Source organism: Allokutzneria sp. NRRL B-24872, from assembly GCF_002155965.1.
Taxonomy (GTDB): Bacteria; Actinomycetota; Actinomycetes; order Mycobacteriales; family Pseudonocardiaceae; genus Allokutzneria.
Window position 1 is genome coordinate 17203 of the sequence record NZ_MUMH01000059.1, and the last position, 12412, is coordinate 29614.

General features: G+C 70.2%; 11 protein-coding genes. 6 read left to right on the forward strand and 5 right to left on the reverse strand.

From position 1 onward, the window contains the following. Positions 1-3: 3 nt before the first annotated feature. Positions 4-1200, forward strand: a complete 1197-nt coding sequence (locus tag CCN37_RS15850; RefSeq protein WP_086821544.1) for an MFS transporter — start codon at positions 4-6, stop codon at positions 1198-1200. 36 nt (positions 1201-1236) lie between these two features. After that, on the forward strand, positions 1237-2454 hold the full coding sequence (locus tag CCN37_RS15855) for an erythromycin esterase family protein (RefSeq protein ID WP_086821545.1): 1218 nt from the start codon (positions 1237-1239) through the stop codon (positions 2452-2454). On the opposite strand, the gene CCN37_RS15860 is transcribed toward CCN37_RS15855, so the two are convergent. Then, positions 2428-3126: a DUF6882 domain-containing protein gene (locus tag CCN37_RS15860; protein WP_210408051.1), complete on the reverse strand. Its 699-nt coding sequence runs from the start codon at positions 3124-3126 to the stop codon at positions 2428-2430. The two genes, CCN37_RS15855 and CCN37_RS15860, sit on opposite strands and share 27 nt — an antisense overlap. 116 nt (positions 3127-3242) lie before the next feature. Here CCN37_RS15860 and CCN37_RS15865 point away from each other — a divergent pair, with 116 nt between their 5' ends. After that, the gene (locus tag CCN37_RS15865; RefSeq protein ID WP_086821547.1) at positions 3243-3710 is read left to right on the forward strand and encodes an AAA family ATPase; all 468 of its coding nucleotides are present in this window, start codon (positions 3243-3245) and stop codon (positions 3708-3710) included. Here the strand turns inward: CCN37_RS15865 and CCN37_RS15870 are convergent. Further along, positions 3694-4929 (reverse strand): SLC13 family permease, encoded by a 1236-nt coding sequence (locus CCN37_RS15870; RefSeq protein ID WP_210408061.1) that lies wholly within the window; start codon positions 4927-4929, stop codon positions 3694-3696. The genes CCN37_RS15865 and CCN37_RS15870 overlap by 17 nt on opposite strands. Before the next feature lie 49 nt (positions 4930-4978). Next, a complete protein-coding gene (locus CCN37_RS15875; RefSeq protein ID WP_086821549.1) occupies positions 4979-5626 on the reverse strand; it encodes a GNAT family N-acetyltransferase in 648 nt (215 codons plus the stop codon). A 119-nt stretch (positions 5627-5745) separates the two neighbouring features. Between CCN37_RS15875 and CCN37_RS15880 the strand changes: the two genes are divergently transcribed. Further along, positions 5746-6204 (forward strand): hypothetical protein, encoded by a 459-nt coding sequence (locus tag CCN37_RS15880; RefSeq protein ID WP_143261625.1) that lies wholly within the window; start codon positions 5746-5748, stop codon positions 6202-6204. Here CCN37_RS15880 and CCN37_RS15885 read toward each other — a convergent pair whose 3' ends face one another. Continuing rightward, positions 6205-8400, reverse strand: coding sequence for a transglycosylase domain-containing protein (locus CCN37_RS15885; protein ID WP_086821551.1), 2196 nt, complete (start codon positions 8398-8400; stop codon positions 6205-6207). A 73-nt stretch (positions 8401-8473) separates the two neighbouring features. Next, a complete protein-coding gene (locus CCN37_RS15890) occupies positions 8474-9157 on the reverse strand; it encodes an alpha/beta fold hydrolase (RefSeq protein ID WP_086821552.1) in 684 nt (227 codons plus the stop codon). Between the two features lie 90 nt (positions 9158-9247). Here CCN37_RS15890 and CCN37_RS15895 point away from each other — a divergent pair, with 90 nt between their 5' ends. Then, positions 9248-9799, forward strand: a complete 552-nt coding sequence (locus CCN37_RS15895; RefSeq protein ID WP_086821553.1) for a TetR/AcrR family transcriptional regulator — start codon at positions 9248-9250, stop codon at positions 9797-9799. A gap of 84 nt (positions 9800-9883) precedes the next feature. Further along, entirely contained in the window at positions 9884-12289 is a 2406-nt protein-coding gene (locus CCN37_RS15900) for a glycoside hydrolase family 32 protein (RefSeq protein ID WP_086821655.1), read from the forward strand. The last annotated feature ends 123 nt before the right edge of the window (positions 12290-12412 follow it).

The window sequence follows — 12412 nt, forward strand, 5'->3', positions numbered from 1 at the left end:
GCTGTGTGGTGGCTCTGGACGGCGTACGCGGTGAGCACGGCGGGCACCTGGCTCGCCTTCGACGCGTTCCCGATGATCGCGATCCTGGTGCTGGACGCGGGCCCGGCGGAGGTCTCGGCGCTGGCGGCGGCAGGTCTCGCGGTGGGCGCGGTGCTGGCGGTCCCGCTCGGGCCGTGGGTGGAGGTCCGGAGCAAGCGCCCGGTGATGATCGCGATGGACCTCGTGCGGTGCGCGGCGGTGCTGAGCGTGCCGGTGGCGTTCGCGCTCGGCTGGCTCGGCTTCGCCCAGCTCCTGCTCGTCTCGGTGGTGGTGATCGCGGCCGACATCACGTTCACGGCGGCCAGCGGAGCGCTGGTCAAGGCCCTCGCTCCGCCGGAGCAGCTGCTGCGCGTGAACGGGCGGTTCGAGGCGACGATGTGGACCGCCTCCGCGCTCGGCCCGCCGTTGGGTGCTGCGGCGCTCGGCGTGTTCGGGCCGGTGATCACGGTGGTGGCCAACGGGATCAGCTACCTGCTGTCGGCGTTGGCGCTGCGGAAGGTCGGCGCTGAGCCACCTCCGCCCGCCAAGGCGCACCGGTTCAGCCGCGCGGACCTGGTCGAGGGGTGGCGGCACGTGCTGGCCGACCCGGTGCTGCGCCGGTTCTTCGCGAACACGCTGCTGGTGAACGGCTTGATCATGGCGACGTCGCCGCCGTTCGCGGTGCTCATGCTGGGCGAACTGGGCTTCGCGCCGTGGCAGTACGGCTTCGCGTTCGGCGTGGCGTGCCTCGGCGGGCTGATCGGCTCGCGCGTGGTCCACCCGCTCGTGGCGCGGTTCGGCCGGGACCGGGTCATGATCACCGCTGGCGTGCTGCGCACTTGCTGGCCGGTCGGGTTGGGCTTCGTGCACCCGGGAGTCGGCGGCCTGCTCCTGGTCATCGGCGTGGAGCTGGTGCTGATCCTGTGCATGGGTGTGTTCAACCCGGTTTTCGCCACCTATCGGTTGGAGCGCGTGCCGAAGGACCGCGTCGTGCGCGTGCTGTCGGCGTGGTCGATCACGAGCAAAGCCGCCACGGCGCTGTTCACCGGTCTGTGGGGTGTACTGGGCGGACTCATCGGCGCCCGAGCCGCGATCACCGTCGCCGGAGTGCTACTGCTGGCCACGCCACTCCTGCTTCCCAGTTTGAAGCTTTTGGAGCATCCATCAGGGAAGATCGAGTAAAACCGCCAACGGGTACTTCAACGATACGGTTGAGGTATGACTGTGCAGGACTCCGGCTGGGCGTGTGACGACCTCGGCACCGCGCTCACGAACCTCCTCGACTCCTTCCCCACGCGTCCCCGACTGCTCGGGCTCGGCGAACCCATGCACCTGGAGGAAGCCTTTCCCAGGCTGCGCAACAGGATCTTCCAGCACCTCGTCGAGCACGAGGGCTACCGCTGCGTGGCGATCGAGAGCGACTGCCTCTCCGGGCTGATCGTCGACGACTACGTGACCGAGGGCGTCGGCTCGCTCGAAACCGTGCTGCGACAGGGTTTCAGCCACCAGGTCGGCGAGTACGCGGCGACCCGCGAGCTGATCACCTGGATGCGCGGCTTCAACGAGGGCCGCCCGTTCGCCGACCGCGTGCGCTTCGCGGGCTTCGACGCACCATTGGAGATGATCTCCGCCGCGAGCCCCCGGCAGGCGCTCCTCGCAGTCCACGCCTACCTCGCCGGCACCGATCTTCCTTGCACAGCGGAGAGGATCGACCAGCTCATCGGTGACGACGCCGCGTGGACGTCGACCGAGGCGATGATGGACCCGGCGAAGTCGCTCGGCGGCTCGGCGGAGGTGAAGGAACTGCGGCTGATCGCCGACGAGCTGCAAGCGCTGTTGCTGACCGAGTCTCCCAGGTTGATCTCCACGACCTCGCTGGAGTCGTGGCGGCGGGCCGCCCTGCACGCGCGCACCGCGACCGGCCTGCTGCGCTACCACGCTGCGGCGGCGGACACGTCGCCGCAGCGCATCTCCCGGATGCTCGGCCTGCGGGAGGCGATGATGGCGGAGAACCTGGCCGCGCTCACGCACCGCACGCTCGTCTTCGCGCAGAACAGCCACCTCCAGCGCCAACCGAGCGTGTGGGTGCTGGCGGGACAGCGCTTGGAGTGGTGGGGCGCCGGGGCGATCATGTCACCACAGCTCGGCGACGAGTACGCGTTCATCGCCCTGGCACTGGGTTCCGCGCCGCACTGCGGCCTCCCCGCGCCGCAACCGGACACCTTCGAGGGCGTGCTGTCCGAGCTGCCCGGCGATGAGTACCTGTTCAGCTCGCGGCAGCTCGCCGCAGCGCTCGATGGGCAGAACTTGGTGCTGCGCAAGGACGAAGCGACCCACCAGGGCTACTTCCCGTTCGACACGCGACACCTCGGGGACACCGACGGCATCGCGTTCCTGAAGCACGTTCCGTCAGTCGACGCCGATGCTCATCGCTGACACCAGGTTGTTCTCGGTGAACCCCACGGTCGCCCCGACACCCGGCCCTTCGATGCGCATCTGCGTGTCGTTCTCCTGCACGCGAAGACCCCGGTTGATGGCGTAGGAGCGGAAAGCGCGGCGCTGGTCGTAGAGGCGCAGCTCCGCCAAGCTCATATGCAGCACACGGGACACTCGCGAGAAGTCCGGCTCGGGCAGGGCGAACGACGGGTGCTCGATGAGCATGCCGAACCGCGTACCGCGACCGACCATCGCCTGGTAGCCGGTCCACCGCCCCAGCACGGCCTTCGCGGCCTCCATCATCTGCGACGCGACCACGGAGGGCTCGGTCGGCGCGCCGGGGAGGGCGTCGAAGGGGATCTCCGCCTCGGTCAGCTCGGAGATCCCGTGCTCCTCGCCGTACTCGCGCAGCCGCTCGGCCAGCGAGGTCACCTCGGGCCGGTAGTCGTCCGGGCGGCTCGCCCACGACCACAACCAGGACCGCGGTCCCGGTGCGGCGCTGCCGAGCAGGTGTAGCGCCGACACGGTCAAGGGCTTGTCGCCGGTGAACGCGAAGCGGGGCACGGTGAAGTCGACCGTCCACGGCGGGATGCCGACCACATCGGCCAGGTGCAGCTGGTGTTCGAGCGACAGCAGGGCTGCCTCGTCCTGGAGTTCGACAAAGGTTGGCACGGCGGCGACAGTACCGTTCGGCACCCCGGGTCACCCGAATCCGGGACACTGTCCCGCTGGTTTCACGAACGTCGATGCGAGGCACGACGCCCGCGCGGGCCGCATAGCCTCTCCGCGTGGCGAAGATCTTGATCACCGGCATGTCCGGCACCGGGAAGTCCTCCGCGCTGCGGGCGCTGGCCGCGAGGGGACACCGAACCGTCGACACCGACACCGACGAGTGGAGCCGGTGGACGTCCGAGCCCGACTGGGTGTGGCGCGAGGACGCCATGACCGCGCTGCTGACCGAACACCGCGACGGCGCTCTCTTCGTGGCCGGCTGCAAGACCAACCAGGTCGACTTCTACCCGCTGTTCGACCACGTCGTCCTGCTCAGCGCGCCCGCCCCGGTGCTGCTCGCCCGCATCGCCGCGCGCACCGACAACCCCTACGGCAAAAGCGATTCCGAGCGCGCCGCCGTCCTGGAGAACCTGGCCCTCGTCGAGCCCCTGCTGCGCGCGTCCGCGACGCTCGAAGTCGATGCCTCCGCTCCGCTGGAGAAGGTCGTGGACCGCTTGGAGGCGTTGGTCAGCCGCCGAACATGAGCACGCCGAGCCACAGGCCCAGTACGGCGAGGACGATCGACAGCGGCACGGTGAGCAGGCCGAGCCGGGTGAACTCGCCGAGGTCGGGCTGGGTGTCGTGCTGGTGCACGATCCGCCGCCACAGCAGCGTCGCCAGCGAGCCGACGTAGGTGAGGTTGGGGCCGAGGTTCACGCCGATCAGCACGGCGAGCACCACGGGGGTCCCGGCAGCGGCGGCCAGCGGCAGGAGCACCAGCACAGCGGGCAGGTTGTTGATCAGATTGGCCACGACTGCGGCGATGGTGGCCGCGAGCAGCAGGGCGAGCAGCGAGGAACCCGTGGGCATCAGGTGGCCGAGGGCGGCGGCGAGGCCGTTGTCCACCACGGCGCGGACCACCACGGCCAACGCCAGCACGAACGCCAGGAAGGGCACGTTCGCCGCGCGCACGATGGCGAACGCGGTGGTGCGCCGACGCTGAAGCGCGCGAAGCGCAAGAGCGAGCGCTCCGGCCGAAGCGACCCATCCCGGGCTGAGGCCGACCAGGGACGTGGCCGCGAAACCCGCGAGGGTCAGCCCGAGCACGACGAGCGCGAAGGTCGGCGTCGGCACGGGCGGAGCGGACTCGCGCGCACGAAGCGCGGCGTTGAGGTCTGCGGCGAAGAACCGGCGGAACACCACGTACTCGGTGGCGACCGCGATCACCGAAGGCAACGCCATCAGAGCGGTGAAGTGCAGGAAGGAGATCCCGGTCGCCGCGACAGCGAGCAGGTTGGTCAGATTGGACACGGGCAGCAGCAGGGACGCCGAGTTCGCGAGGTGCGCGCAGGCGTAGACGTGCGGCTTCGACCGGATGCCGAGCCGAGCGGCGGTCGCGAACACCACCGGTGTCAGGAGCACGACCGTCGCGTCCAGGCTCAGCACCACCGTGATCACCGCCGCGACCGCGAACACCGCCAGCAGCAACCGGCGCGGGCGACCGTCGCTCACGCGGGCCATCAGCGCTCCGGCGTACTGGAAGAGACCTTCCTCCTCGCACAGCCGTCCGAGCACCAGCACCGCCGCGAGGAAACCGACCACCGGCGCCAGGCGGGTGATCTCGGCCCACGCCTCGGGCACGGGGATCGCTCCGACCGCCAGCACGAGCCCGGCGGCGGGAACGGCGACCACCGCCTCCGGCAGGCCCCTCGGCCGCATCACCGCGACGATCAACACCACGAGCAGCACGGCGACGGACACCAGCTCAGCGACCCACCCGGACAGAACGCACCTCCCCCACGCCAGGGGAATCCTAGGAGGCAGCGCCGAGCAGCGGCAGGCACGCCGCGAGGCCGCGCACGGTGACCTCCGTCGCGCGACGGCTCCGCCAAGCGTCCTCGGTGATCCGCAGGCGGTGCTCGAAAGCGAGCGCGCCGCGGATCACCTGGCGCGAGGTGCCGACCTCCTCGTAGCCGAGCTTGCGCGACACCGCCAGCGAGGCCCTGTTGTCGACGAACGCGCTGGAGGACGCCTCGGCCGCGCCGAGTCCTTCGAAGGCCAGGTGCAGCACGGCCGCGCGCATCTCGGTGCCGATGCCCTGGCCGTGGAACCGCTTGCCCAGCCAAGAGCCCGTGTGCACCTCGCGGGTGATCGCGAAGTCCCGCGCGCCGATGCTCTGCTGGCCCACCACGACGCCGTCGCGGAACACCGCCAGGTTCAGCTCCCACATGTCCGGGGCCCACGCACCGAGCTGCGCCCAGTGGTGCTGCACGACTCCGCGCGCCACGTCGGCGGGCGGCTGGTCGGTCCACGCGGCGGCGAAGGGCATGACCTCCGGGTCGTGGATGCCTTCGGCGGCCAGCTCCGCCAGCGCGGCCAGCTCCTCCGGCGCGGGCAGGCGCAGTTCCAGGCGCGGCGTGCCCAGCCGGAGCCCGAGGAGCGGGAAGTGGTCGACCAGCATGCCCCCATCCTGACCTGCGAAACCGCTTCGAGTGAATTCGTTTTCTGTCGCGGTTGGACGGTGAACGCGGGGCTACACGCAGCTGTAGGGGGAATTCGGCGGAGTCGGTGGAGGCGAAGATGAGCAGCACGGCGGGCGTCTACGGCAGGGCATCGCTCAACGACGAGGCCGCGCACAGCATCGCCGAGATGCACCACGCGATCGCCGCCGTCGGACCACCCGCGCAGACCCAACGCCTGCTCGCGGCGCGCTCCGCCCTGCGCACGTGCGCCGACGCCGCCGAGGAGCTGTTCGAGTGCAAGTGCACCACGGCCGTTGGCGACCTGGTGAACGTCACGCGCACGGCGCTGTGCCTGCTGGAGATCACGTTGTGCGAACTGTTCACCTCGTGGGGCGCGCGCACTCCGGCTCCGCCGGTGACCCACCGCTGGGACGCGGAGACCGTGCTGCACGAACTCGCGGTCCCCTTGCTGCGCCTGGGAAACGTGCTGTGGACCGAGGCGAACAGCTCGCGCATCCGCTACGTCAGCGAGCAGGTCCAACGCGTCGCCGGTGACACCCTCGCCCTCACCCGCTGACTAACCGCCGTAGGGGCCTTCGACGGACGGGAGTTCGGCGCGGTCCATGGGGGTGATGATGCCGGGCTCGTCCCCGGCGCCGTTCATGGCCTGGAACCACGTGCGCGCGGGTGACTTGCCGCCGTAGATGAAGCGGCCGTCCGTGCACGGCTTCGGCGGGGCGGAGCCACCGGGATCGCACAGCGTCGTGGGCGTCGAGGTGTCGTCGAAGGTGAAGACGGCTCCCGCGAGCTGCGGTGTGTAGCCGAGGAACCCGGCGGACTTGTGCTCCTGGGTGGTGCCGGTCTTGCCCGCCATCGGCCGGTCCCAGCCGTACTCCTTCGCGGCGGTGGTGGCGGTGCCGGAGATGGCGTCCTTGCTCATGCCGACCGTCATCGCGTCGGCCAGCTCCGGGTCGACGACCTGGGCGCAGGGCTCCTCGCGCAGCGGCACGCGTCGGCCCTGGCGGTCCAGCACCTCCTCGACGGGGCTCGGCGGACACCACGTGCCCGCGCTGGCCAGGGTCGCGCCGACGTTGGCCAGCTCCAGCGTGCTCGTGGGTGTCGGGCCGAGGGTGAACGAGCCGAAGTTCTGCTCGGTGAAGAACTTCCCGACCGTGCGCTTCTTCTTGTCCTCGGTGGCGATCGTGGTGGCGAGGGAGCGCAACCCGAGGCGCTGCGCCATGTCCACCGCCGCGCCGACGCCGACCTTTTCCAGCAGCTGCACGAAGGTGGTGTTCGGCGAGGTGGCCAGCGCGTCCTGCAGGCTCATGCGCGGCGGGTAGTCGCTGCCCTCGTTGTTGCGGACGCAGTACCTGCGCACACCGCCTTCCCCTGCCGGGCAGCTCGCCGCGCCACCGGCGAAGGTGCTGGAGGTGAACGTGGGCGGGGCGGTGACGGAGTCGGTGATCGCCATGCCCTGCTCCAGCGCGGCGGCGGCCGTGAAGAGCTTGTAGATCGACCCGGCGCCGAGGTTCTGCGGCTCGAAGGGCAGCCCGAGGGTGCTCTCGTTCTTGGCGCGGTCCAACCCGTAGGTGCGGTTGGCGGCGAGCGCGACGACGCGGTGCTTGTCCTTGCCGGGCTTGACGATCGCCATCGCGTTCGCGACGTGCTCGGTGTCCGGCGGCACCTGGGCGTCGACCGCGGACTTGGCCTTGGTCAGCGCGTCCTTGTCGAGCGTGGTCCTGATGGTCAGCCCACCGCGCTGAATGTCCTCTTTGGACACTCCGGCCTTCGCGAGGTAGGTCAGCACGTAGTCGCAGAAGTAGCCCGCGTCGCCAACGCCGACGCAGCCGTTGGGCGGGCGGGCCACCTCCGGCGCCAGCCCGAGCGGTTCGCGCTTCTGCGCCTCGGCCAGCTCGGCGGGAATCCGCTTCTGCCTGGCCATCTCGTCGATGACCACGTTGCGCCTGGCGAGCGCGCGGTCGGGGTAGCGGAAGGGGTTGAGCGCGGTCGGCTCGTTCACGATCCCGGCCAGCAGCGCCGCCTGCGCCACGCTCAGCCGCTCCTGCGGGATGTCGAAGTACGTGCGCGCGGCGGCCCCGATGCCGTAGGAGTTGTGTCCGAAGGGGACGGTGTTGAGGTAGCGGCCGAGGATCTCCTCCTTGGACAGCTCCTGCTCGACCTGCATGGCGGTGCGGAGTTCGCGGAGCTTGCGCGCGGCGGATTGCTCGGAAGCCTTGTCGCGCTCCGCTTCCGTCGTCGCGGCCACGTGCAGGAGGTGGTTCTTCACGTACTGCTGGGTCAGCGTCGAGCCGCCCTGGGAGACCTTGCCGCTGACGCTGTTGGTCAGCAGCGCGCGGCCGATCGCCAGCAGGTCCACGCCCGCGTGCTCGTAGAAGCGCTGGTCCTCGATGGCCACCACCGCGTCCTTCACCGCCTGGGAGATCCGCTCGGCCGGCACGTGGAACCGGTACTGGTCGTAGACCACCGCCAACGGCTGGCCGGAGGTGTCGGCGAGCGTGGTCAGCACCGGAGGTTCCTTGCCCAGCACGGCTTTCGCGCTGCCCGCCGTCGCGTCGCTGGTCTCGTTGGAGAGCAGTCCGGCGGCGCCCACGACGGGGAAGCACACCGCCGCCACCAACAGTCCGGCGACGAGGCACAGGCCGACCAGGCGCAGCACGGACAGCGTCCGGGGAACGGCCCGTTCCGGTTCGCCACCGCCGGGGTCGAGCACCGTGATGTCGAGCCGGGACGCACGGTCGGCGCTGCTGGGCATCGTCCCCTCCAAGGCGGCTGATCGCTTCCCCTGAAGGAGAAGTACCCAGTTCACGGCCTCCGCAAGGGTGAACTCAGCCGATCTTGACGAGCAGGTCGGTCAGCTCGCGCGGCATCGTGATCATGCAGTCGTGCCCGGTCGGCAGTTCCAGCACGCGCTCCCCCGGGGGCGCGGCGCGCCGCTCGAAGCCCTCGGGCACCACCGTGGAGTGGATGTGGGTTCGCGGAACGGCCTTCACGGCGGGGTTGTCCAGGCGCACGGGCTCCAGGAGGCAGCGCACCGGCTGGTCGGAGAGCATCGTGCGCAGCCACGCCACGTCGTCCGGGTCGGTCACGCCGAACGTGCCGGGCGGTGGGATGCGCCAGCCGCTGTCGGAGTTCAGCGCGAGCTCGACCAGCTGACGGCTCACGGGCATGACGTCGACCGCCGCCTCTCCGTGCTCCGGGACCATCGCGTCGAGGTGGACCAGGTGCGCGATCCGTTCCGGCACCGCGTTCGCCACCGAGGAGATCACCAGCCCGGCGTAGCTGTGCCCGACCAGCACGACCTCGGCCAGGTCCTGCTCGGTGATCAGCCCGAGCACGTCCGCCACGTGGGTGTCGAGCCCGACCTCCGGCCCGGCGAGGTGGATCTTGTCGCCGTAGCCGGTCAGCGTCGGCGCGAGCACGCGGTGCCCGGCCGCCTCCAGCAGCGGGATCACCCGATCCCAGCAGCGCGCGCTGTGCCACGCGCCGTGCACCAGCAGATATGTCGCCATGGCCGCCCACTTCCTGGCATCATGCAGAGACGGGACACTGTCCCGGTTGACGATACGGGACAGTGTCCCGCTTAGTGAAGGGCGGATTCTGTGCGACCTCAGCGCGCGGACGCGCGGCGCAACAAGCAGACCCTGCTCGACGCCGCGGCCGAGGTCTTCGTCAGCTCCGGCGTGGAGGCGCCGATCCGCGACATCGCGGCGCGCGCGGGCGTCGGCACGGCCACGATCTACCGCCACTTCCCCACCCGCGCCGACCTCATCGTCGCGGTCTACCGGCACCAGGTGGAGAACCTCGCCGAAGCGGGTCCGACGCTGCTGGAGCACGGCTCCAGCCCGTACGCCGCGCTGGGGCGGTGGATCGAGCTCTTCGTGGACTTCGTGATCACCAAGCAGGGGCTCCCGTCCGTGCTCCAGTCCGACGACCCCTGCTACGACCCGCTGCACTCCTACTTCCTCGAACGACTCGTACCCGTGTGCACCGAACTGCTCGCAGCCGCGACGAGCTCCGGCGAGATCAAGCCGGGCGTGGACGCCTACGAGCTGATGCGCGGGGTCGGGGGCCTGTGCGCGGGCGCGGGCACGAACCGCCGCTACGACGCGCGGAAGCTGGTCGGACTCCTCGTCGCTGGGCTGCGCGGGTAGTTCTGCTTGTTCGCCGCGAAGGCCCCCTGTTAGCTTGGCGATCCGGTTGAGAGCGCTCTCACCGGCTCCGAAGGGGTGGTCGGCATGGCCAGAGCTCTGGTCGCTTCCCTGGTCGCGCTGCTGCTGACGCTGTCCTCCGCGCCGCTCGCGCGGGCGGGGACGACCTGGGACTACCCGGAGTTCGGCTACCAACCGACGACCTACCACGAGCCGCAGCGCGGGCAGTTCCACTTCAGCTCGCGTACCGGTTGGATGAACGACCCGAACGGGCTCGTGCACGCCAACGGCGAGTACCACTTCTTCTACCAGCACAATCCGCACGGCCTGGAGTGGGACACCATGCACTGGGGGCACGCGACGAGCCCCGATCTCGTGCACTGGACGCAGAAGCCGATCGCGCTGGAGCCGGGCGTGCACGCGGGGACGCTGTTCTCCGGCGGTGGGGTCGTCGACCGGCACAACACGTCGGGGCTGAAGACCGGGGCGCTGGAGCCGATCGTGGTGTTCTCCAACACCGACGGCGTGAGCATCTTCTACAGCAACGACAACGGCAGGACCTTCCAGTCCTACGACAAGGGCCGCAAGCAGATCGAGATCCCGGTGGAGAGCCGCGATCCGAAGGTGCTGTGGGACGCCGCGCGCAAGCGGTGGGTCATGGTCGTCTGGTCCCAGCGCGACGGCAACGGCGCCGACATCTACACCTCGCCGAACCTGCTGGACTGGACCTTTGCCAGCCGCTACGCCGCGCCGTGGCTCTTCGAGTGCCCCGACCTGTTCCCGCTGCCGCTGGACGGCCGCGCCGACGATCAGCGGTGGGTGCTGACCTCGGCGTCGAGCGACTACGTCGTCGGTTCCTTCGACGGCACCACCTTCCGCGCCGATCGACCCGAGCCCAAGCGGATGGACCTCGGTACCGCGTTCGCCGGCGGTACCTTCTACGCGGCCATGACCTTCAGCGACCTGCCGGACAAGCGCGTCGTGCAGATGGCTTGGCAGGGCGGCAATCGCGGGAGCACGTGGACCGGCAACGCCACCTTACCCGCCGCACTGGGACTGGTCACCGGCCCGAACGGACCTCAGATCACCAGGACACCGGTTGCCGAGTTGGACTCGATCCGCGCGGACACCAGGACCTGGCGGAACCAGGTCGTCGGCGGCGGCAACCTCTTCCAAGGCATCAAGGCCGACACCTACGAGGTCACCGCGCAGTTCGACGTGCGCGACGCGACCGCCGAGCAGTTCGGCTTCCACCTGCACACGCGGCCGGACGGCTCAGCGGACCGCGCTGTGGTCTACGACCGCAAGACGGGCACGCTGGACGGGAAAGCGCTCCAACCCCGCGACGGCAAGGTGTCGATGCGCCTGCTCGTGGACCGGGGCCAGCTCGCGATCTTCGCCGATGGCGGCCGGTTCTCGTTGTCCGACAACGTGAACTTCGACTCCGCCGCGGTCAGCCAGGGCATCCGGTTGTTCGCGACCGGCGGCGAGGTCCGCCTGGACAGCGCGAGCTTCACCCGGCTCGGCACCACGTGGGGCACTGCCGAGTCCACTGTGGACAGCAATGTCGCCGGGCCGTGGCACGCCTCGGGCGGCTCGTGGACCGACGCCGCGCGCGGCAAGCTCGGCCAGGCGCAGAACGACGGCTTCTACCTGGGTGCGGGTACCGAAAGGGACTCCGTCTACCAGGGGGACGTCGTGCTCGGCACCGCGCAGGCCGCCGGGCTGACCTTCCGCGCGAACGCCGACGGAGCCGGGTACACCGCGAGCGTCGACCGCGCCGGGCTCGTCAAGCTCTGGCGCCCGGGAAGGGACATCGCGACCCACGCGGTACCGGTCACCGCTGGCCGCGCCCACCACCTCAAGGTGCAGACCACCGGCTCGCGCATCCGAGTGTGGCTGGACAACGGCTCCGCGCCGGTGATCGACGCGACCGACACCGCGTACAGCTCAGGACGCTTTGGCGCCAACGTTTTCCGGGGCGCGGCGACGGTGCAGAACCTCAACGTCGGCTCTGGCGGCTTCGCGACGATCTCCTCCGGGCCGTGGGCGCCGCGCGGCGGCATGTGGACAGTCTCGCCGCGCGGGCTGCACGCCAGCACCGCCGCCGATGCCTTCTACCTCAGCGACCGCACTGGAACCGACTTCGCGTTCGAGGGCGATCTCTCCGTGGTCAACGGCGTCGGCGCGGGCCTGACCTTCCGCGCGGACGCGTCCGGCTCCGGCTACACCGCGACCATCGACACGAGCGGTGTGGTGAAGTTGTGGCGTCCTGGCAAGGACATCGCCGTGCGCGCGACGCCGATAGCCGAAGGCCGCTCGTATCACGTGAAGGTCGAGGCGGTCGGCTCGCGGATTCGGGTCTGGCTCGACCGCAGCGCCGCACCGGTCATCGACGCGACCGACTCCACGTACTCGTCGGGGCGGTTCGGGGTGAACGCGTACGCCGCCAACACTCTGGCACAGAACCTCATCAGCACTTCGGCGGGGTAGCTGATCACTGAGCGTGCACCGCTGTCGTCGCTCCGCGTCATCGACTTGCCGCGACGGCAACTGATGGCGAGGAGTGTTGCGGGCAAAGGGTTTCAGTGCGCCTTGAAAGAGGGACTACTTCCT